At 56.5% G+C, this 22,879-nt stretch carries 15 protein-coding genes and 1 pseudogene; 9 read left to right on the forward strand and 7 right to left on the reverse strand.

Features of this window, described 5'->3' with window-relative positions; translation table 11 throughout:
- The first annotated feature begins 82 nt into the window (after positions 1 to 82).
- Both dgt and degP read left to right on the forward strand, forming a co-directional pair.
- Entirely contained in the window at positions 83 to 1,600 is a 1,518-nt protein-coding gene (gene dgt, locus SERS4_RS0104420; protein WP_012005236.1) for a dGTPase, read from the forward strand.
- Between the two features lie 190 nt (positions 1,601 to 1,790).
- Positions 1,791 to 3,221 carry a serine endoprotease DegP gene (gene degP / locus SERS4_RS0104425; RefSeq protein WP_012005237.1) on the forward strand — a complete coding sequence of 477 codons (1,431 nt, stop codon included), beginning with the start codon at positions 1,791 to 1,793 and terminating at the stop codon, positions 3,219 to 3,221.
- 66 nt (positions 3,222 to 3,287) lie between these two features.
- Here degP and barA read toward each other — a convergent pair whose 3' ends face one another.
- Positions 3,288 to 6,008 carry a two-component sensor histidine kinase BarA gene (barA, locus tag SERS4_RS0104430; protein WP_017891621.1) on the reverse strand — a complete coding sequence of 907 codons (2,721 nt, stop codon included), beginning with the start codon at positions 6,006 to 6,008 and terminating at the stop codon, positions 3,288 to 3,290.
- A gap of 514 nt (positions 6,009 to 6,522) precedes the next feature.
- Here barA and relA point away from each other — a divergent pair.
- On the forward strand, positions 6,523 to 8,754 hold the full coding sequence (gene relA / locus SERS4_RS0104440) for a GTP diphosphokinase (protein ID WP_017891622.1): 2,232 nt from the start codon (positions 6,523 to 6,525) through the stop codon (positions 8,752 to 8,754).
- Between the two features lie 10 nt (positions 8,755 to 8,764).
- Here relA and SERS4_RS25655 read toward each other — a convergent pair whose 3' ends face one another.
- The 6 genes and pseudogenes from SERS4_RS25655 to SERS4_RS0104475 form a co-directional block, all read right to left on the reverse strand.
- Entirely contained in the window at positions 8,765 to 9,331 is a 567-nt protein-coding gene (locus SERS4_RS25655; protein WP_017891623.1) for a helix-turn-helix transcriptional regulator, read from the reverse strand.
- Complete coding sequence (locus SERS4_RS0104450) at positions 9,331 to 10,383, reverse strand: fimbrial protein (RefSeq protein ID WP_017891624.1); 1,053 nt, start codon at positions 10,381 to 10,383, stop codon at positions 9,331 to 9,333. Before SERS4_RS0104450 ends, SERS4_RS25655 begins: the two co-directional genes overlap by 1 nt.
- Positions 10,380 to 12,862: pseudogene (locus SERS4_RS0104455) on the reverse strand (fimbrial biogenesis usher protein). Before SERS4_RS0104455 ends, SERS4_RS0104450 begins: the two are co-directional and overlap by 4 nt.
- 94 nt (positions 12,863 to 12,956) lie before the next feature.
- The gene (locus tag SERS4_RS0104465; RefSeq protein ID WP_026142201.1) at positions 12,957 to 13,661 is read right to left on the reverse strand and encodes a fimbria/pilus periplasmic chaperone; all 705 of its coding nucleotides are present in this window, start codon (positions 13,659 to 13,661) and stop codon (positions 12,957 to 12,959) included.
- Positions 13,662 to 13,740: 79 nt separating this feature from the next.
- Positions 13,741 to 14,328, reverse strand: a complete 588-nt coding sequence (locus tag SERS4_RS0104470; protein WP_017891627.1) for a fimbrial protein — start codon at positions 14,326 to 14,328, stop codon at positions 13,741 to 13,743.
- Between the two features lie 418 nt (positions 14,329 to 14,746).
- Positions 14,747 to 15,340, reverse strand: a complete 594-nt coding sequence (locus tag SERS4_RS0104475; RefSeq protein ID WP_017891628.1) for a tyrosine-type DNA invertase — start codon at positions 15,338 to 15,340, stop codon at positions 14,747 to 14,749.
- Positions 15,341 to 15,565: 225 nt separating this feature from the next.
- On the opposite strand from SERS4_RS0104475, the gene mazG reads away from it, so the two are divergent.
- The 6 genes from mazG (at position 15,566) to SERS4_RS0104505 (ending at position 22,866) form a co-directional block, all read left to right on the forward strand.
- On the forward strand, positions 15,566 to 16,360 hold the full coding sequence (gene mazG / locus SERS4_RS0104480) for a nucleoside triphosphate pyrophosphohydrolase (protein WP_017891629.1): 795 nt from the start codon (positions 15,566 to 15,568) through the stop codon (positions 16,358 to 16,360).
- A 367-nt stretch (positions 16,361 to 16,727) separates the two neighbouring features.
- Entirely contained in the window at positions 16,728 to 18,365 is a 1,638-nt protein-coding gene (gene pyrG, locus SERS4_RS0104485; protein ID WP_012005242.1) for a glutamine hydrolyzing CTP synthase, read from the forward strand.
- A gap of 81 nt (positions 18,366 to 18,446) precedes the next feature.
- A complete protein-coding gene (gene eno, locus SERS4_RS0104490) occupies positions 18,447 to 19,742 on the forward strand; it encodes a phosphopyruvate hydratase (protein ID WP_012005243.1) in 1,296 nt (431 codons plus the stop codon).
- Between the two features lie 314 nt (positions 19,743 to 20,056).
- Positions 20,057 to 21,247: an FAD/NAD(P)-binding oxidoreductase gene (locus SERS4_RS0104495; protein WP_026142202.1), complete on the forward strand. Its 1,191-nt coding sequence runs from the start codon at positions 20,057 to 20,059 to the stop codon at positions 21,245 to 21,247.
- Positions 21,248 to 21,257: 10 nt separating this feature from the next.
- Positions 21,258 to 21,629, forward strand: a complete 372-nt coding sequence (locus tag SERS4_RS0104500; protein WP_012005245.1) for a hypothetical protein — start codon at positions 21,258 to 21,260, stop codon at positions 21,627 to 21,629.
- Between the two features lie 46 nt (positions 21,630 to 21,675).
- Positions 21,676 to 22,866 (forward strand): methionine gamma-lyase, encoded by a 1,191-nt coding sequence (locus SERS4_RS0104505; protein WP_017891631.1) that lies wholly within the window; start codon positions 21,676 to 21,678, stop codon positions 22,864 to 22,866.
- Positions 22,867 to 22,879 lie beyond the last annotated feature (13 nt).

Genomic DNA, 22,879 nt, shown 5'->3' on the forward strand with positions numbered 1-22,879 from the left:
TGGCTCTCATAGAGAGATAATCCGTTGCATATGCCGTCGGGAATTGTTATCACGGGGGCAGGGTACAACGGCGGAGAAACAGATGTCCGGGATCGACTTTAAGCAGAAAATCAGCTTCCAGCGGCCATTCAGCAAGCCAATTGAAGCCGAGGAAGAATACGACATTGTCCGGCAGTTCGAGAGCGATCGCGGGCGCATAGTCAATTCCGCCGCGATTCGCCGTCTGCAGCAAAAAACCCAGGTGTTTCCTCTCGAGCGTAACGCCGCGGTCCGCAGTCGCCTGACGCACTCGATGGAAGTGCAACAGGTCGGAAGGCATATCGCCAAAGAGATCCTCAATCGTTTTAAACAGGACGGGCGAGTCGACGCTCTCGGCCTGACCAAACTGCTGGATCCTTTTGAAAGCATTGTCGAAATGGCCTGCCTGATGCACGACATCGGTAACCCGCCTTTTGGTCATTTTGGCGAGTCGGCGATCAACAACTGGTTTTCCCAGCGTCTCGATCCCGCCAGCTGCGGCAGCGAACCGGCCAGCAACGATCGCTGCCAGGTCAGCGCATTGCGTCTGCACGAAGGCGAGAGCGATCTTAACCGCCTGCGCAGCCGCATCCGTCACGACCTCAGCCATTTTGAAGGTAATGCCCAGGCGATCCGGCTGGTGCATACCCTGCTGAAGCTTAACCTGACCTACGCGCAGGTGGGCTGTATCCTGAAATATACCCGCCCGGCCTATTGGGCGAGTGACATTCCCGCCAGCCATAACTACCTGATGAAAAAACCGGGCTTTTATCTGGCGGAAGAGGCCTTTGTCGATCGCCTGCGGCGCGAGCTGAATATGGGCGAGTTCGACCGTTTCCCATTGACCTATATTATGGAAGCCGCTGACGATATTTCCTACTGCGTGGCCGATTTGGAAGATGCGGTGGAAAAAAACATTTTTACCGTCGAGCAGCTTTACCAGCATTTAACCCAGGAGTGGGGCGAAGTCACGCCTGGCGATTTGTTTGATAAAACCGTGGCCAGCGCTTTTCGCAAGATTGCGCACGGTGGTGCGCGGCGCAGTAGCGAAGATCAGTTCTTCATGTATTTACGGGTCTTTACCGTGGCGCGGTTGGTCCCGCATGCGGCGCAGCGTTTTATTGATAACCTGGAGGCGGTCTATCAGGGGAACTTTAATCAGGCGCTGCTGGAGGACTCCAGCCCGGCTTACCAATTACTGAAAATATTCAAGAATGTCGCGTTCAAACACGTGTTCAATCACCCCGAAGTGGAACAGCTGGAGCTGCAGGGCTACCGGGTGATCAGCGGCCTACTGGATATCTACAGCCCACTGTTGGCGATGCCGCTGGCGGACTTTACCCTGTTGGTGCAGGAAGACAGCCACCGAGCTTACCCGATCGAAACGCGTCTGTTTCATAAGCTTTCAACCAAGCATCGGCTGGCCTATATCGAAGCGATTGAAGGCCTGCAACATCTGTCACCCGAGCAGTTGGCGATCCGCGAGTATTATTTCCGTGCGCGGTTACTGCAGGATTATATCAGCGGCATGACCGATCTTTATGCCTATGACGAATACCGGCGATTAATGGCTGCGGAATAATTCATTCAGCTAATAAATATTATTTTAAGCACTTTGCCTGGTGCTACGGTCCTATTTGGAGTTTTGTAAAGACGGACAATATTTGTTTACTATTACCAATAACCTGCGCCGGAACTTAGCGGTATTAATAGGTTCTGATTATGCACAAAGACCGTAATACTTTCTGAACGACTTTATAAGAGACACACAGATGAAAAAAACCGCATTAGTTCTGAGCGCATTGGCATTCAGTATTGGTATGGCGATGGGTCCGATGACGGCCAGCGCCGCAGAAACCGCTTCTTCCAGCACTCAACAATTGCCAAGCCTGGCACCGATGCTGGAAAAAGTGATGCCTTCCGTGGTGAGCATTAATGTTGAAGGCAGCACCACGGTCAATACGGCGAAGATGCCGCCGCAGTTCCAACAGTTCTTCGGTGAAGACTCGCCGTTCTGCCAGGACGGTTCACCGTTCCAGGCTTCGCCGATGTGTCAGGGTGGCGAGCCGGGTGCACCGGGTCAGGGGACCCAGCAGAAATTCCAGGCGCTGGGCGCCGGGGTGGTGATTGATGCCGCTAAAGGCTACGTGGTGACCAACAATCACGTGGTGGATAACGCCAATAAAATTCAGGTCCAATTGAACGACGGCCGTAAATTTGACGCCAAGGTGATCGGCAAGGATCCACGCTCCGATATCGCGCTGATCCAACTGAAAGACTTTAAAAATCTGACGGCGATCAAAATGGCAGACTCCGAACAACTGCGAGTAGGTGATTACACCGTCGCGATCGGCAACCCGTATGGGCTGGGTGAAACCGCCACCTCCGGTATTGTTTCTGCACTGGGCCGCAGCGGCTTGAATATCGAAAACTACGAGAACTTCATCCAGACCGATGCGGCGATTAACCGCGGTAACTCCGGTGGTGCGTTGGTTAACCTGAACGGTGAACTGATCGGCATTAACACCGCCATTTTGGCACCGGACGGCGGCAACATCGGTATCGGCTTTGCCATCCCGAGCAACATGGTGAAAAACCTGACGGCGCAGATGGTCGAATATGGCCAGGTGAAACGCGGCGAATTGGGCATTATGGGCACCGAACTGAACTCTGAGCTGGCGAAAGCGATGAAAGTGGACGCGCAGCGCGGGGCCTTTGTCAGCCAGGTGATGCCGAAATCCTCTGCCGCCAAGGCGGGTATCAAGGCCGGTGATGTGATTGTTACCATGAACGGTAAAGCCATCTCCAGCTTCGCGTCGTTCCGTGCGGAAATCGGTACTTTGCCGGTCGGCAGCAAAATGTCGCTGGGCATTATCCGCGACGGCAAACCGGTGACCGTGGACGTCACGCTGGAGCAAAGCGCCCAGACTCAGGTTGAATCCGGCAATATCTACACCGGTATTGAAGGCGCCGAACTGAGCAATGGTCAGGCTGGCGCTCAGAAAGGCGTGAAGGTCGATAACGTCAAGGCCGGCAGCGCTGCCGCACGTATCGGCCTGAAAAAAGGCGACTTTATCCTTGGGGTTAACCAGCAGCCGATCCAGAACCTGGGCGAACTGCGTAAAATCCTCGACAGCAAACCGTCGGTACTGGCGCTGAATATCCTGCGCGGTGATACCACGCTGTATCTGCTGATGCAGTAAGGTTAACCAGCCAATCCTTGTGAACAAGGCACTCCACGACGGAGTGCCTTTTTGTTGCCTGTCGTATCAGGCCAGATGAGCGCGAGCCGCCTGGCTGACCAGCTCAATCTCATCCAACAGTTCCAGCCATTCCGGCTCCAGCTCGTCGTTGCTGACGCCCTGACGTAACTGCTGTTCAAGGTAGAAACACAGCTGTTTCAGGCGCGGTACGCCGCTGTAGCTGCAACTGCCGTGCAGCTTGTGGATCAAATCGAGAATGCCGTCATCCTGCGCGCCGTCCAGTATCGCTTGCACCCGTCCGCTGACCTGCGGCAGGAAATCGAGCAGCATCTGCAGCAGGTCATGCGCCAGATCGGGCTTGTTCGCCGCCTGACGCAACGCCAACGGCCAGTCGAGCGACAGCAGCGGTTGATTGACCGCAGTTTCCGGCTCCGGCTCGCCGCTGTAGTAACGCGCCAGTACGCGCGTCAGCATCGCTTCGTCAATCGGCTTGGCCAGATAGTCATCCATCCCGGCCTGCAACAAATGCTCGCGCTCGCCGCTGACCGCGTGGGCGGTGACGGCGACGATTGGCGTCGAATTGTGGTGCGGCAGTTGGCGGATCAACTCGCTGGTACGAATGCCGTCAATATTGGGCATCTGAATATCCATCAGGATCAAATCCAGCACGTTATCGCGCGCCAGCTGCAGCGCTTCTTCGCCGCTTTCGCACAGCAGGGTCTTTTCCACCTGCTCGGCCAGCAGAGTGCCAATCAGCTTCAGATTGGCCGGATTATCATCGACCGCCATCACCGTCAGCGGCAGGCGCTTATGTTCCGGCAGGGCGGCGAGGCGCGGCGGTGTTTCCATGCGCAGCAGCGGGAACAGACGGTTGCTGGTGATCGGCTTGATCAGGCAGCCGGCCGCACCCTGTTGTTTAAGTTGTTCGGCGTTGATTTGTGATTGGCAGGGCAGGGCCAGAATCACCCGGTCGGCGATTTTCAGCGCCGCCAGCAGTTTGCTTTCGTGCTGCGCCATATTCTCGCGGAACGGGATCGGTACCCCGACCAGCAGGAAGTCGTAATTTTTCTTCGGCAACTGGGCCAGCGTTGGCGAATGGGTGATCACCAAATGGGTGACGCTCAGCATATTCAGCGTCGCCTGCGCCGCCATCGGGTTGGCTTCGATATAGCCCAGGGTCTTGCCTTGCAGATCCGGCAGGTTCGACGGCAGCGACAGCATGCCCTCGTGCAGGTCGAGGGTAATGTGGAACCAGAAGGTCGAACCGCGGTTCAACTGGCTGTGGAAACAGATATCGCCGCCCATCTCTTTCACCAGCTTCTGGGTGATCACCAGCCCCAGGCCGGTTCCGCCGTGGCGGCGCGAAATGCTGGCATCCGCCTGACGGAACGCCTGGAACAGCTGTGACTGCTGCCGTTCTGAGATGCCAATGCCGGTGTCATGGATTTGTACTTCCAGCTCCATCTGGCGCTCTTGCTGGCCACGCAGCTCGACGCGGATATCGATGTTGCCGGTTTCGGTAAATTTGATCGCGTTGCCCAACAGGTTGGTAATGATCTGTTGCAGCCGCAAGGAGTCGCCAATCACCTGTTCCGGCACGTCGTTGTGCACGTCCAGCGTCAGCTCCAGCCCTTTCTCATGGGCGCTGGGCGCCAGCAGCACTATCACTTCGTCCAGCGTCTCGCGCAGCGCGAACGGGATATGCTCCAGCACCAGCTTGCCGGCCTCCAGCTTGGAGAAGTCCAGCACGTCGTTGATGATGGTCAGCAGGTTGTTGGCCGAGCGCTCGATGGTTTGCAGATAGTCGGTCTGGGTGACGCTCATTTCGGTTTTCAGCATCTGGCGGGTAAAACCGATCACGCCGTTGAGCGGGGTACGCAGCTCGTGCGACATGTTCGCCAGGAATTCGGATTTGATGCGCGCCGCTTCCTGGGCACGTTTTTTTGCCAGGTCCAGTTCGACGTTCTGGATCTCCATTTGCTCCAGCGTCTCGCGCAAATCGGAGGTCGCCTGATCAATATTCTGCTGCATCTCTTCGTGGTAGGCGGTGAGCGACATCGCCATCGAGTTAATGCCGTTCTTTAGCATGTGCAGTTCGCCGAGCATAAAGCCTTCGACGCGGCTGTCGAGCTGGCCGCGGCGAATGCGGTCAACGGTATTGACCATATTGCGGATCGGGCCGGTGACGTCGCGCATCAGGCGGTAAGCGAACAAAATGGCGATACACATGCACAGCAGCAGCAGCAGGGTAGAGACAAACACCTCTTTGTATTGCTGCAAACGAACCGATTGCAGATCCAGCTCGATCGCCACGTAGCCCAGGCGGTTGTCCTGCTGAGGATCGCTGCTGGCGGCCTGATCCGGATACTGGCTCTCCGCCAGGATCGGGGTGCGCAGGATCAGTGAGTCGCCACGCCGTGTCAGCATCAGATCGGTGGGGATGGGTACCCCTTTCGGCAACTGCAGTTGGGTAAAGTTGTGATGATAATTGGAGGTGACAAACAGATTATTCTGCGCGTCGAACACCGTAATCGAGCGCACGATATCTGAATGACGGCGGTGCAACAGGCTGACCAACTGCCTGACCGACTCGCGGCTGCGGAACGTCATGCCGTACTCGCTGGCCACCGCCAGCGGTTCGATAATACTGGCACCGGCGTCAACCAGCTGTTCCTGCAATTCATTGTAGCGATGCACTACGAAGAAGGTGCTGAGCAACAGACCAATCAACAGCGTTGGGGCCAGAATCAGGATCATCATGCGCGCCCGCAGGCTGTATTTGGTCATGGGTTTCCAAAGTGGGAAAATTGCCGGACAGACTCTACTTTAAATGAACCGGCGCTCGATCGACAAACTATGGTGCATTTCTTTATTCGGCATCCTGAGTGAGCGCCTCGAAAAACTGTGCGGTGAAACGCTGTATTATCAGGTCGACGGACTACGCTTAGACTGCCGTCCGTGTGACTTTATTCATATAAATAGCTTATTAAATCAGTTAATGGTGGGGCAGGCCCTTGAATGGTTCGCTATTCAACCCAATGATCGGGTATTGGATCTGTTCTGCGGTCAGGGCCTTTCTGTCCTGCCGTTGGCGCGACGCGCCGCTGGCATAGAGGTGTTGCCACACCGCGAGCGAATGGGCAATATAATGCACATAAGAATAGGCTGAGTTACGCTGGCTTCTTATCGTCTTGCGCGTGTGTGGATGTTGGAGCGGTTTTCGCATACGGGGCATCTTGAGTCAATGGCGCTGTTGATTAACGGTTTTGCGCCAGAGGTCGCTGCAAAGTAGGGAGAGGTTATGGTTGCGGTAAGAAGTGCACATCTGAACACGGCTGGCGAATTTGCTCTCGACGAGTGGATTGCCAGCTTGGGGCTACCTAACCCGCAGTCATGTGAGCGATTAGCCGCAACCTGGCGCTACTGTGAGCAACAGACTCAGAACCATCCCAACGCGTCGCTGTTACTGTGGCGCGGGCTGGAAATGGTGGAAATCCTCTCCACCCTGAGCATGGACAACGACAGCATGCGTGCTGCGCTGCTGTTCCCGTTGGTGGATGCCGGTATCGTGGATGAAGAAACCCTGACCGAAGCCTTCGGCAAGGGCATCACCTACCTGGTACATGGCGTACGCGATATGGACGCCATTCGCCAACTGAAAGCCACCCAAAACGATTCGATGGCCTCCGAACAGGTCGACAACGTGCGCCGCATGCTGTTGGCGATGGTGGAGGATTTCCGCTGCGTGGTGATCAAGCTGGCGGAGCGTATCGCCCACCTGCGTGAAGTGAAAGATGCGCCGGAAGACGAACGGGTACTGGCGGCCAAAGAGTGTTCGAATATTTATGCGCCACTGGCCAACCGTCTCGGTATCGGCCAACTGAAATGGGAGCTGGAAGATTTCTGCTTCCGTTATCTGCACCCGGATGAATACAAACGCATCGCCAAGCTGCTGCACGAGCGCCGCATCGACCGCGAACAGTTTATTGATGATTTCGTTGCCTCGCTGCGTAGCGCGATGGGGGACGAGGGCGTTAAGGCCGACATCTACGGCCGTCCAAAACATATCTACAGCATCTGGCGCAAGATGCAGAAGAAGGCGCTGGCGTTTGACGAGCTGTTTGACGTGCGCGCGGTGCGCGTGGTGGTCGAGCGCTTGCAGGACTGCTATGCGGCGCTGGGGATTGTGCATACCCACTTCCGCCATCTGCCGGATGAGTTCGATGACTATGTCGCCAACCCGAAACCCAACGGTTACCAGTCGATCCACACCGTAGTTCTGGGGCCACGCGGTAAAACGCTCGAGATCCAGATCCGTACCCGCCAGATGCATGAAGACGCCGAACTGGGCGTGGCCGCGCACTGGAAATACAAAGAGGGCGCGGTTGCGACGGTACGTTCCGGCTATGAAGAACGCATCGCCTGGCTGCGCAAACTGATCGCCTGGCAGGAAGAGATGGCGGACTCTGGCGAAATGCTCGACGAGGTTCGCAGCCAGGTGTTCGACGATCGGGTTTATGTGTTTACCCCGAAAGGCGACGTGGTGGATCTGCCGGCCGGCTCCACGCCGCTCGACTTTGCCTATCATATTCACAGTGACGTTGGTCACCGCTGCATCGGCGCCAAAATTGGCGGCCGTATCGTGCCCTTTACCTATCAGTTGCGGATGGGCGATCAGATTGAAATTATCACCCAGAAGCAGCCGAACCCAAGCCGCGACTGGCTGAACCCGAACCTGGGCTATGTCACCACCAGCCGCGGACGCTCCAAAATCCACAACTGGTTCCGCAAGCAGGATCGCGATAAGAACATCCTGGCCGGTCGCCAAATGCTGGACAACGAGCTGGAACACCTCGGCATCAGCCTGAAAGAGGCCGAGAAGCTGCTGATCCCGCGTTACAACATGAATTCGCTGGATGAGATCCTGGCGGCGATTGGCGGCGGGGACATTCGCCTGAATCAGATGGTGAACTTCCTGCAGGGCAAGTTCAACAAACCGAGTGCTGAGGAGCAGGATCGCGAAGCGTTACGCCAATTGGTTCAGCACAAAGCGCCGCCGGCAACGCGCAGCAAGGACAATGGCCGGGTGGTGGTGGAAGGGGTAGGTAACCTGATGCACCACATTGCCCGCTGCTGCCAGCCGATCCCGGGTGACGATATTATCGGCTTTATCACCCAGGGCCGCGGCATTTCGATCCACCGGGCAGACTGTGACCAACTGGTGGATTTGCAGTCACACGCGCCGGAACGCATCGTTGACGCGGTGTGGGGCGAGAGCTATTCCAGCGGATACTCGCTGGTGGTCCGCGTGATGGCCAACGATCGCAGCGGTCTGCTGCGCGACATCACCACCATTTTGGCCAACGAAAAGGTCAACGTGCTGGGCGTGGCCAGCCGCAGCGACACCAAAAAGCAGTTGGCGACCATCGATATGGACATTGAAATCTACAACCAGCAGGTGCTGGGCCGGGTATTGGCCAAGCTCAATCAACTGCCGGACGTGATTGATGCCAAACGACTGCACGGCAGTTAATTGCCTTTTGTCACACCGATGGTTGCTGTTGTCCTGGTTTATCCGGCCACGCGCTCCAGTTGGCCAACAACACCCGCGCGCGATCCGGTGCAAATCTGAAAAGATCCACCCCGCTGCACAACGCCAGCTTCTCCATCAGCCGCTGTTTTTGCAGGCTGATGGTTTTGATGCTTTTATGCTGCTCGCGGGCAATGCCGCCCACGGTTTTTCCCTGCAATAATCCCGCCAACACCCGGTGTTCGCGCGGGGTCAGCAAGTGCATCCGTTGGACGCAACCTTCCGGCAGCGGTGGGCTAAGCAATGCCCCAAGCGCATACAACATGGCATTGCTGGTCAACCCCAGTTTGTCCATCGCACGCTGTTTGTGGTTGCTGACGGTGCGGATATTGCGGTTCAGCCGCCAGGCAAGGGTGGTCAGATCCTGACCGTTCAATACCGCCTGCAGGATATGCAGCTCTTTCGGTGTCAATAACTCGGCCAGCGGTGGCGGTAGCATTACCGCCGTCACCGGTGCGTTGAGCGAAGCGCGGTCGTTGTGCGTCTCGGGTTGCTGTATCAGGCTGGTTTGTTGGCTCATCAGTCAAAGTCCACCTGTAAGGTGCCGGTGGCGGTAAATACCCCTTTCGGTGCCGGGAGGCCGTTGGTATTGACCGGCCAGGCTTGTAATTTTACCTCGGCGTTGCGGTTGTTGGCGGGATCCGGCAGGTTGAGCGACAGCGGCTCTTTGGTGCTGTTGGGGGTCAATACATTGCCCTGCGCGTTGGCCACCATCACGCCAATACCGGGTTTGTCGCTGGCGATGGCGCTGGGGAGGTCCGTGTCGGTCCGGCCCATCACCCGCAGCGATAATTTGGCGGTGTCGGTCAGCCCGAAGCAGCGGAAGGTGATGTTTTTCTCCACCGGCGCCACGGCGTCGGGCTTTTCCCCTTTGGTGCTAAAGTTGCGGCTGTTGATGGTGCCAAAATCAATGCTGATCACCTGCCCGGCATTGATTTCACAACCCTGGGGCACGGTGATCGAGCCGGAAATTGCCACTTCTGACATCGGTACATTGGCGTAATTGCCTGGGGTTCGGGTGGCATAAAGTGCCACTATTTTAGTTTTTGGTATGGTTAAGGAGGTAACAAATGGTTTGGTGATATATATGTCCAACCAACCTTCTGCACCTGAATTCCAATTATTAGTAATTACATCAGGGGAAATGGTTTCATATAGGCTATTGACTACATCATTAAATGGAGAGGATACATAGCCTTTCCCCCAAATATATATTCTCGCTGCCGCTGATAGATATTCATTTATTTTAAAAAACTGTTTTCCATCAATAATATCACCATGTGCAAGGTTGCTGGTTGCTCGAAAATAGGTATAACCTGCGGCAGGGGTGGAGGGCTTACAATAGCCTTGATAGTTCTTGCCTAGATCCCATTTATAAAAGTTATCCAGTTTAACTCCACCTTGATTATCATCGGGATTGGTCACGTTTTTAATAAAGGTTGTTTCATACTGATAGGGGGTGTTATTAATCGGGTAACATTCTCCCTGCCCTACGGTAGCGAATGCTGTTACGCTGGTTACCAGATAGCCGAGCAAGGGTAAGTAATAAATTGGTTTTGCTGCATATATCATAGACACTCCGCCTTCAGCAGGCTCACCGCCGTGTGCGCGGCCTGCTGTTCATCCAGTTGATAGTTGGCCACGCAGCGTGCATCGCCTGCGCCCCATTGTGCCGTCAGTTGCCCGCCGGCCGGCAGGCCGGACAGATAGACCTGGCCATTGTCACCCACGATACCGGCACCGCTGCCCGCACTCACCGTGGCGCCAAACGGCAGCGGCACGCCCCGGCGCGTCAGGGTGATTAACGCCCGGTAGCCCACCTGCGCCCTGAACGTCGCCCGTACCAGTGCGCCCTTGGTCGGCACCACCCGCGCCACGGTCTCTTCCAGCTCCACATGGCCGCCCAGCGTATTGGTGTCCAGCGCCACCCGGTTTTCCCGGTAATTGCTGGCATAGGGCACCACCGCATAGCCCCGCCAGTCGGTGCGCACCCCGGTGCTGTTTTCCACCCGCACGCCTGCCGCCCCCGGCGCGCTCACCAGCACGCTGGTGTCCCCCAACGGTTGGCTCAGCGTCACGCCGTTGGCATGCACCACCACGCCGCCGCTCAGGCCGTAGTTGACCTGTTGCCGACTGCCGCTGTAGTTGTACCCCAGCGTGCCATTGCCGTAGCCGCCCTGGTAGCTGAGCGACGCATTACCGTTGCCCCCGCCGCCGTGGTTGGCGTAGCCCTGCTGGAGATTCCAGCTCAGGTTGTTATCCGCCAGCAGGGTGCCGGAGACCCCGGCGTTTTGCTGCAGCCGGCCGTGCCGGTCGCTGTTGGCGCTGTAGTTGGCCCAGGTGCGGTTGTTGCCGTTGCCCGACAGCCAGCGCCCGAGCGGCAGCGACAGGTTCAGCGAGAACAGCTGTTCCCCGGCCCCGGCGCCCCAGCGGCTCTGGTTATAGTTCCAGGCCAGGCTGTAGCTGATGTCCCGCAGGCTGCCGCTGTAGCCCATTTGCAGCAGCCGGTCGGTGCGGTCGGTATGCCAGTAACTCTGCTGGCTGCCGGTAATAAACAGCGAACCGTTGCCGACCTGCTGTGACAGGTTGGCCTGCCATTTGCCGCGCTTGTTGTAATGGAGCTGCTCGGCATTCCAGCCGCTCAGGGACTGTGCCGCCTCGTCCAGCGTCAAAAAACCGGCGGTGGAATAGCGGTAACCCATCAGTTGCAGGTTGGTGCCCCAGTTATTGAGTACCTTGGCGTACAAGAAACGCAGCGACTGGCCCTGGCGTTTGCTGTCGTCCTGCAGGGTGCTGTTGGCCTGGGTGATGTCAAACGACAGCGCGCCCCAGTCGCCCAGGTTTTTCCCCACTCCCAGCGCGACGGACTGGTATTTGGCCGCCAGCTGGCTGCCGCCGTACAGCGTGATGCCGTAAGGCAAGCCCCACAGCCCCATCAACTGGCTGAAGCTGTCCTGACGCTGGTCGCCGCCGCTGCTGCGAAACTTGCCGGCGGTCAGGGCATAGCGCAGCCGCCCTTCACGTTGCAGCAGGGGCACCGAGGAATAGGGCACGCTGTAGCGGTTTTCACTGCCGTCGGCTTCGGTCACCACCACCAGCAGGTCGCCGCTCGACGAACTGGGGTAGAGGTCATCAATCACAAAGGCGCCCGGCGGCACGTAGCTCTGGTAGATTTCATAGCCGTTCTGGCGCACGCTCACCCGGGCATTGCTCTGGGCGATGCCCCGCACCACCGGGGCAAAGCCGCGCAGGCTGTCCGGCAGCATGCCGTCGTCCGAGGCCAGCTGCAGGCCACGAAACGGCAGGCTGTCGAACACATCGGACGGGGTGTTACCGTCGCCCACCGTCAGCTCGCTGCGTAATGCCACCACCGCCCGCGAGAGCGTGGTGCTGATGTGGCTCCAGCGGGTGCCCTGCTGTTGGCTGTAGTTCCACGCCGAGTAGTCGCGCAGGCGCCAGGCTCCCAGATTGACGCCGCTGCGCAGGTTGGCGTAATAGTTGCCGCTGTTGTTGCCCCCCCGTCGCTGTTGAGCTGGTTGCCGCCGCTGAGGCTGTAATTGAACAGGGCGGCGGGAATGCCGTTGTCCCACTGGCTGGGGGGAATGTAGCCGCGCGCATCGCGCAGCAGCGCCGCCTGCGGGAGACGGATGTCCAGCCGCTGGCGGCTGATGTCCGCCCGGCTGTCGGCCTGCGGAATGACCTGCGCCAGCGGGGTGCAGGCGTCGGGGTGTTGCGCGCTCAGGGCGGGAAATGCCGCGGTCCGCACCCCCAGTTTTTCCAGTTCGCCCCGCGTCAGGCAGGCCTGCAGCGTCTTGTCGCTGCCGGCGATAAACCGCAGGGGGCGGTTGCCCTGTAACTGCCCATTGAGGAATACGTCCACCCGGTAGGTGCCCGGCGGGGCCGTCAGCCCCTGCTCAAACGCCGATAAATCGGCCACCGTCTGCGGGTCCTCGCTCAAAAAGGCCGGGTCAAAATAGTACCCCGCCTGGGTCGTGCCTGCCGTCAGCAGCAGACCGGTCAACAAGGCATGTCGCTTCTTGCGTCTTGTCATGGGTCTCGTCCCTGTGTGTCTGTGGCTTCCCTGTGCCGCCGATGAGGCTCACCGGCAAAAAATGCGTGCGCTGTCGCGCGGATACCCTGAGGTATTACTGCAGAATGCCGCGCTGGGGTGCGGTGGTGGCGCCGTAGTCATTCAGGGTGCTGAAGCGCACCTCGCTGCCGGAAGGCGCACGGGTCTCCACCTGCAGGCTGCCCTGGGGCGGCACCATGACGTTCGCCAGGGTGTCGCTGCCGGCCTGCAGGTCGACCAGGGTCTGGTAGTACGGCGTGGGGTTACTGATGTGCAACTGTTTGCCCTGCCAGCGAAAACGCAGCTGTGCGGGGGCGTCTGCCACCCTGAGCGCCAACCCCTTTGGCCGCCAGAACAGTTTGATGCGGTTGACTATCGCCAGTTGCAGGACGTTTTCCTGCTGGGTTTTGTCCACCGACGGCACCGATTTCACGTTGACCCAAAACAGGCTTTCCCGGTCGGTGGGCAGCGGCGCGCCGGTAGATACAATGCGCAGGGTGTTTTCCTGATTCGGGTTAATCAGCACCAGCGGTGGCGTTACCAGCAGGTGTTGCGTCTTGTTACCGTCCGCGTCTTCCAGCCAGGACTGCAGCAGGTAGACCGCCTGACTGTCGGTGTTGACTATCGACAGCGAGACCTGTTTGTTGTCCGCCGGGTAAATCACCCGGGTGGCCCCCAGCGCCACGCCGCCGGCCTGTGCGCCAAAAGAGAGCAGGCCCAGCAATAGCCCGCCGATAACCATTTTGCCCATTGTCCGCTTGCACCATCCTGTGGTTGTCATGCAGGTCCTCTCTGTTGATGTGTTGCTTGTCATTGCGGAAAAAGCCCCTCGCCGACAGGCGGCGGGGGCGATATCACACTCAGGAATAGGTGACGGTGAAGGTGGCGGTGGCATTCGCCTGGCCGGCCTTCGGCGTGGTGCTGGTAGTGATGTAGTCGGCGGAGAAGTCCAGGCTGTTCTCACCTGCGTTCAGCGCGATGACGGGGGAAGCGTCCCCCAGGTCAATGGCCGTGCCGTTAGCGCCATAAATCTGCAGGCCGATACCCTGCGCCGAGCCGGCGCCGGTGCCGACCGACAGCACCTTGGTGTTGCCGACAGACGCGGTGCCTTTAAAGGTGATGGCGGCATTCTTTTGCGTGGTGGTGTCACAGGCGGTCAGCACGATTTTAAACGGCTGGGTGACATTGGCACGGGTGCCGGCGACATAGGTGGTGGTGGTGACCGGGGTGGTTGTTCCCGTCGTGGTGGAGGTGCCCATCGAACGCAGGGTAACCTGGCCCATCTGCACGGTGGAGTTGGTGCCGCCCTGTCCGGCGCTCACCGCACAGGCGGCGTCAACGACGGTGCCGACAAAGTTGAGCGTGCCGCCGGGGACGGTGGCGGCCATGGCAGTCGCGGCAAACAGCGAGGAGGCGAACAGGGAAGTGGCTAATAATGTTTTTTTCATTGATAAATTCCTTTCAATCTGTGTTCCACACATGGATATCCATTAACCCTTTGAAAAGGTTGTTCCTTTTGGCTTGGCTCGGCAGGTTTCCCGTTGGAAAAAAGGTAACATTTTGAGCCAAAGTGTTACATTTTACATATTGTTCTAAACGTCAGGCTAAAAAGGGGAATTGTCAGGATATAACACCAGGGACGGTGTTTTAATGATGTGTTTATCTGGGTGAATAGTGGCCAATGAACGGGGTGAATAAAAAAGATGCAGGGCGCTGGGCGAAACTGGGTTTTTATCAGGAAAGGAACGTTTTAACGGCGTGGGATATATCTTACTGATAATGTGATGTTTATTCGATGGATAAAAAAAATACGATGGCGGTATTGACTTCTTTTCGGGGAATTCTTAGTTTATGTGTCAGTTTGGCTCAAAGTGTTACATTTTTTTGGCTTTTTTCCTCCCATAAGTACCTGAATCTCCCGGCATTGGCGGCGGTATACAGCACCGTGTGCTGAATGTTGCGATGCCCCAGATAATCCTGAATCACCCGCGTATCAGCACCGTTATCCGCCAGCGCATAGCCACAGGCATGACGCAGCATGTGCGGGTGTGCCTCGACCTCCAGCCCGGCCCGCCGGCCATACTCACGCAACATACGAAAGATACGCTGGCGCGACAGGCGATAGCCCTTTTGTGACAGAAACAGCCAGTCCTGGTCGTCCAGGTTGCGGCAGGATTGGCGTTTTTTCAGCCAGCGCTGCAACAGGCGTTTCTCGGTGGCTTCCAGCGGGTGGGTGGTGGACAGGCCGTTTTTAAGGCGGCTGATGTAGAGGCAGCCGTCGTCCATGTCGAGGTCGGCGAGGCGCAACCCGGTGAGTTCGCTGACGCGACAGCCATGAATAAAACCCATCCAAATCAGGCAGGTGTCACGCTCGGGCGCCCGGCCGGCGGCGGCTTGCAGCAGCAGACGCCCGACTTCGCCCCGGGTGAGGTGTTTGCGGTGCTGTTGTGATTTGATCACGGTATTCTCCTCAAAAAGAAACGGCCGGCGGGTGCCGACCGTTGTCTGTCACAGACAGAGTGGGGGGAGTATAGCTTAACGTGGGCGCGCAATACCGGGCCAACGCAGGGATCGTTAAGCCGAATGGGATCTCTGGCGTACTTTATGGCATTCTTTGATTATTGGGTTTGGCGCTTCTTCAGATCGTTAAATATCATTATCTTGCCTATATTCAGAGATTTAAACATGACCTCATCGACTCCGTTACAACGCTTGCTGAATATCATGAGAACGCTGCGCGATCCGCAGGCCGGTTGCCCGTGGGACCGCAAGCAGACCTTTGCCACTATCGCCCCTTACACGCTGGAAGAAACCTATGAGGTGCTGGATGCCATAGAGCGTCAGGACTACGGCGATCTTCGTGACGAACTGGGTGACCTGCTGTTCCAGGTGGTGTTTTACGCCCAGATGGGCCAGGAGCAGGGGCTGTTTGACTTCGACGAGGTGTGCAATGCCATCAGCGACAAGCTGGAACGCCGTCATCCGCATATCTTTGGCGAAGCCGATGCAGCAGACAGTGAGGCCGTTGCGGCGCGCTGGGAGCAACTGAAGGCCGGTGAACGCGCCGAGAAAGAGCTGCATTCGGCGTTGGATGATATTCCGCAGGCGCTGCCGGCGTTGATGAAGGCGCATAAAATCCAAAAACGCTGTGCCTCGGTCGGTTTTGACTGGCACACCCTGGGGCCGGTGCTGGACAAGGTGTACGAAGAGATTGACGAAGTGATGCATGAAGCGCGGCAGGCGGTAGTCGACGAACAGAAGTTGGAAGAGGAAATCGGCGATTTGCTGTTCGCCACGGTGAATTTATCGCGTCATTTGGGCCACAAGGCAGAAAACGCGCTACAGGCCGCCAATCGCAAGTTCGAACGCCGTTTCCGTCAGGTGGAAGAAATTGTCAAACAGCGCGGGCTGCAGATGGGCGAAGCCACGCTGGAGCAGATGGAAGAGGCGTGGCAACAGGTTAAACGCCAGGAAAACTAATCAGCAGCAGTGCTGTCCTATGATTATCGCAATGTTGATCGGCGACAAGATTTACGCAAGCTGAAACGGTTAAGCTCAGGGTCATGGTTTGCTGAACTGTGGTCCGCCGACAGTAAAACGCCAACAAACTGAATTCTAAGGCGTTTTATTATCCCGAAAGGGCGGTAAATTGAATTTTTCTGTGCTAACTCATTGTTTTAAAAAGAGCGTTTCTAGCGGGCCGAAAGAGTAAACCCGGATGAACTCCCGAGGGGAAAAGAGATGATGGACAGTAAAACGATCGTTTGTAGGTCTGAAGAGGTTCGGGTATACTACTTTCCCGTCTTGGTTCTTCCATCGTCTTTAAACCTAAACTCTCAGGTTCAGCATGACAACTAATTATATTTTTGTGACCGGCGGGGTCGTATCCTCTCTGGGTAAAGGCATTGCCGCAGCCTCTCTGGCGGCTATTCTTGAAGCCCGTGGCCTCAACGTTACCATCATGAAACTGGACCCGTACATCAACGTGGATCCGGGCACCATGAGCCCGATTCAGCATGGGGAAGTTTTCGTCACCGAAGACGGCGCAGAAACCGATCTGGATTTGGGTCACTACGAGCGCTACATCCGTACCAAAATGTCGCGTCGCAACAACTTCACCACCGGTCGTATCTACTCCGACGTTCTGCGTAAAGAACGCCGTGGCGACTATCTGGGCGCAACCGTACAGGTTATTCCGCACATCACCAACGCGATCAAAGAGCGTATCCTCGAAGGTGGCGAAGGTCACGACGTGGTATTGGTGGAAGTTGGCGGTACCGTGGGCGATATCGAATCGCTGCCGTTCCTGGAAGCCATTCGTCAGATGGCCGTGGAAGTGGGCCGTGAGCACACCCTGTACATGCATCTGACGCTGGTGCCGTACCTGGCCGCTGCCGGTGAAGTGAAAACCAAACCTACCCAGCATTCCGTAAAAGAGCTGCTTTCCATCGGTATTCAGCCTGATGTGCTGATTTGCCGTTCCGATCGCGCCGTTCCTGCTAACGAACGTGCAAAAATCGCACTTTTCTGTAACGTGCCGGAAAAAGCGGTTATCTCCCTGAAAGACGTTGATTCTATTTATAAAATTCCAGGCCTCTTGAAATCTCAGGGGCTTGATGATTATATTTGTAAACGATTCAGCCTCAATGCGCCGGAAGCCAACCTGGCCGAATGGGAGCAGGTGATTTACGAAGAAGCCAATCCGGGCGGCGAAGTGACCATCGGTATGGTCGGCAAATATGTCGAACTGCCGGATGCCTATAAGTCGGTAATTGAAGCTTTGAAACACGGCGGCCTGAAAAATCGTCTGACCGTGAACATCAAGCTGATCGACTCGCAGGATGTGGAAACCCGCGGTGTAGAAGTGCTGAAAGGTCTGGATGCTATCCTGATCCCAGGCGGCTTCGGTTACCGTGGTGTGGAAGGCAAAGTGATGACCGCGCGTTACGCGCGTGAAAATAACATCCCTTACCTGGGCATCTGCCTGGGGATGCAGGTGGCACTGATGGAGTTCGCCCGCAACGTGGTGGGTATGGAGAACGCCAACTCTACCGAGTTTGTGCCAGACTGTAAGTACCCGGTGGTGGCGTTGATCACCGAGTGGCGCGACGAAGACGGCAACGTCGAAGTGCGTACTGAAGAAAGCGATTTGGGTGGCACGATGCGTGTCGGTGGCCAGCAATGCCACCTGACCGACAATAGCCTGGTGCGTCAGATGTACGGCGAACCGACCATTGTTGAACGTCATCGTCACCGTTATGAAGTTAACAACATGCTGTTGAAGCAGATCGAAGCCGCCGGGCTGTTGGTTGCCGGCCGTTCCGCAGACAACAAGCTGGTTGAGATTATCGAACTGCCGAATCACCCGTGGTTTGTAGCATGTCAGTTCCACCCGGAATTTACTTCGACGCCGCGTGATGGTCATCCGTTGTTCGCCGGCTTTGTGAAGGCCGCTGGTGAGTATCAGAAGCGCCAGGTGAAATAAAATATTTGGTAGGCGGCGCGCGGTGAGAACCGCGCGCTGTTTGTCTGGAGTTTTAGTTTAACTTGTACTGAGGAAAACCTAATGTCCAAAATCGTTAAAGTCATCGGTCGTGAAATCATCGACTCCCGCGGTAACCCGACTGTTGAAGCCGAAGTGCATCTGGAAGGCGGTTTCGTAGGTCTGGCTGCTGCGCCGTCAGGTGCTTCTACCGGTTCCCGTGAAGCACTGGAACTGCGTGACGGTGACAAGTCTCGTTTCCTGGGTAAAGGCGTACTGAAAGCCGTTGCTGCAGTAAATGGCCCGATTGCTCAGGCAGTACTGGGTAAAGATGCCAAAGACCAGGCTAACATCGACAAGATCATGATCGACCTGGACGGCACCGAAAACAAATCCCAGTTCGGCGCTAACGCCATTCTGGCGGTTTCTCTGGCTGCTGCCAAAGCGGCTGCGGCTTCCAAAGGTATGCCGCTGTATGAGCACATCGCTGAGCTGAACGGCACCCCAGGCAAATTCTCTATGCCACTGCCTATGATGAACATCATCAACGGCGGCGAGCACGCTGACAACAACGTCGATATTCAGGAATTTATGATTCAGCCGGTTGGCGCTAAATCCCTGAAAGAAGCCGTTCGCATCGGTTCTGAAGTTTTCCATCACCTGGCCAAAGTGCTGAAGGCCAAAGGCCTGAACACGGCTGTCGGTGACGAAGGCGGCTACGCACCAAACCTGGGTTCCAACGCTGAAGCGCTGGCGGTTATCGCTGAAGCGGTAAAAGCAGCAGGCTACGAGCTGGGCAAAGACGTGACCCTGGCAATGGACTGTGCGGCTTCCGAGTTCTACAAAGACGGTAAATACGTACTGGCCGGCGAAGGCAACAAAGCCTTCACTTCCGAAGAGTTCACTCACTTCCTGGAAGACCTGACCAAACAGTACCCAATCGTGTCCATCGAAGATGGCCTGGACGAATCTGACTGGGATGGTTTCGCATACCAGACCAAAGTGCTGGGCGACAAAATCCAGCTGGTGGGCGACGACCTGTTCGTTACCAACACCAAGATCCTGAAAGAAGGCATCGAGAAAGGCATCGCTAACTCCATCCTGATCAAATTCAACCAGATCGGTTCTCTGACCGAAACTCTGGCTGCTATCAAGATGGCGAAAGACGCAGGCTACACCGCGGTGATCTCTCACCGTTCAGGTGAAACCGAAGACGCAACTATCGCAGACCTCGCGGTAGGTACTGCGGCTGGCCAGATCAAAACCGGTTCCATGAGCCGTTCTGACCGCGTTGCCAAATACAACCAACTGATCCGTATCGAAGAAGCGCTGGGTTCACGCGCACCTTTCAATGGCCTGAAAGAAGTTAAAGGTCAGTAATAACGGTTTGATTCGTTGTTAAATAAAAACCCGCTGCGGCGGGTTTTTTTATAGGTGTTATTCACTTAACTATAATTACAGTCAGTTATAGTGTGTTATTTATTAGTGAGTTATTAATTTATTTTTTGTGGTTTTTAAGCCTATAATTTAATTATAATAATAAAATTCCTATTCATAAATTCCTTTTTAAATTGCTTTATATCTTTTAGTTACTAGACTGCCAGTAGGGCAGAGTGTTTATCCTCCGTCGTCCTGCCTCAGTTCGTTTCCCATAACATGGCTGCCGACCCGCAGGCCGGCTGGGCGAGGGTTTGATGCGAAACAGGATTGTGATTGTCGGTGGTGGCACTGGCGGGACTATATTGGCCAATTTACTGGCGGCGAAATTACACCGGGAGATATTGAATAATAAAGTTGAGTTATTAATGCTTTCGGACTCTCCGGTTCATTATTATAAACCCGCTTTTATGTACATAGCCTTCAACGCTTTTTTTAAGCAGGAGTTGACCCGCTCTCAACAAAGTCTGCTGCGCCCGGAAATAAAATTTATTGTCGATAAAGCCGAGCGTTTTGATTTATCCCAAAGGGTCATTCACTGTCAAAGTGGTAAACATTACTCCTATGATTTTCTGGTGTTTGCCACCGGCTGTGTGCCCTGGCCGGATCGTATCGACGGGCTGGCGCAGGCGGGCGATCATTTCTATCAATATCAGGCCGCCCGACAGCTGGCGCAAAAGCTGACAACGATTGAGAAAGGCCGAATCTTTATTACCGTCTCCTTCCCCGAAACGCCTAACGTGCCGCATCAGTGCGGCATTGCCCCGATAGAAACCACGCTGATGCTCGATGATTACCTGCGTCGACGCGGGGTGCGTAAGGCAATCGAAATTGTTTATACCTATCCCAGCGTCTCGCAGCTGCTGCGTAACTGCCTGTTTTTGCAACGCCCGACCGCCGAAGCCTTGCCCGGTATCTTCGCAGCGCGTGATATCCGTCATCAGCGTGGCTTTACTCTCAGCCGGGTGGACGCGCAGCAGAAAGTCGCTTACTCCGCCGAGGGAGAAGAACAGCCGTTCGATATTCTGATGGCCACGCCGCCGATCCGCGCCGTAGAAGCGGTGCGCAATACCGACCTCAGCGAGGGTAATAATGGCGAAGGCTGGCTGCCGACCGACCACCAGACATTACAGGTTTATGGTCAACAGGGGGTTTATGTCATCGGCGATACGGTGGATCTGCCGGTCAGCAAGGCCGGTGGCTCTTGCCACAATCAGGCACCGGTGATCGCCGACAATATCGTGGCTGAACTGCGACTGGGACAGACCGTCAGCCACTATGACGGCAAGGTGCAGGCGATCGCTCAAATGGGGCTACAGGCCGGTATGCCGCTGGTTTACGACTATCGCCACGATGTGCTGCCGACGCCGTCAAGCAAAGTGGGCGGCATGCTGCGCAACGGCTTTAATCGCGGGCTGTATTGGGCAACGGTACGCGGGCTGATTTAACGGAGAGCTTATGAACGCATCTGAACAAGCATCCCTGGCACCCTTGCTGGACAAGCTGCAGCCACTGCTGGCCGGTGGGCGGCTCGATAACGTGGTCGATTTATTGTCACTGCTGTCGGACCTGGTGGATATCGCCGATAACGCGCTGGTGGAAAAGTTGGCCGGCGTGTTTGAAGGCCTGGTGGCGGCAGGCTGGGAAGGGGGAATGGCGTTGAAGATGGCGCATACCGAGCTGCAGTCAGATCCGTCGTCCGCTAATTTTCGCTCGCTGTATGCCTTGCTGCGTCAGCCGGATACCTTGCTGGGTCTGATGCTGGTACTTCGCACCCTGCAAATCATCGGCCAGCGGGTACGCAGCAGCGCGTTACCGCCGGACGTTTAAGCGAAATCATTGGAATTGCTTTCACTCACTCAGGAAAGGAGTTGTCATGTCTGTCACATTTAGGCACGGTTTTGCCACACGTGCGATCCACCATGGCTACGATCCCCAGCAATATCTGGGAGCGCTCTGCCCGCCGGTGTTTATGAGTTCGACCTTTACCTTCCCGACGGCGGAATACGGCGGTGCCTGTTTTGCCGGTACTGAGCCAGGCTATTTTTATTCGCGTATTGCCAATCCGACGGTCAACCTGCTGGAACAGCGAATTGCCGATCTGGAGGGCGGGGAGGCGGCGGTGGCCTTTGCCTCCGGCATGGGCGCGATTACCGCCTGCTGCTGGACGCTGCTCAGTCCAGGGGATGAGCTGATCGTCGATGAAACCATTTATGGCTGCACTTTCAGCTATTTTCATCATGGGCTGGCGCGCTACGGCGTGAAAATCACCCACGTTGACCTGACCCGGCCGGAGCGGTTGGCGGCGGCGATAGGCCCGCGTACCCGGCTGGTGTATTGCGAAACGCCGGCTAACCCCAATATGCGCCTGGTCGATATTGCCGAAGTGGCCGAAATTGCCCACCGTCAGGGAGCGCTGCTGCTGGTGGATAACACCTATTGCACGCCATACCTGCAACGGCCGCTGGAGTTGGGGGCGGACATTGTGGTGCATTCCGCCACCAAATACATCGGCGGACACGGTGATTTACTGGCCGGTCTGGCGGTGACGCGTCAGGATCTGGCGCAGGACATTCGTTTGGTCGGGCTGAAGGACATGAACGGGGCGGTGCTGTCGGCGCAGGATGCCGCACTGTTGCTGCGTGGGCTGAAAACCTTGCCGTTGCGTATGGAACGCCACTGCGACAACGCTCAACGTCTGGCGGAAATGCTGGCGCAGCATTCGGCGGTGGAAAGGGTTTATTATCCCGGTCTGGAGAATTTCCCGCAGTATGCATTGGCGCAGCGGCAAATGGCGCGACCGGGCGGCATGCTGGCCTTTGAATTGAAAGGCGGTATGGCGGCGGGGATCCGCTTCCTCAATGGACTAGGCTTGATTCTGCGTGCGGTCAGCCTGGGGGATTGCGAGTCTCTGGCCCAGCACCCCGCCAGTATGACTCACTCGGCCTACAGCGCCGAGGAGCGGCAGCGCCACCATATCAGCGACGGTTTGGTGCGGCTGTCTGCCGGACTGGAAGATCCTGACGATCTGCAGGCGGATATCCGTCAGGCCTTGGCCCAGCGCTAAGCACGATGCCCCC

Source organism: Serratia sp. S4 (assembly GCF_000347995.1).
Lineage (GTDB): Bacteria > Pseudomonadota > Gammaproteobacteria > Enterobacterales > Enterobacteriaceae > Serratia > Serratia quinivorans.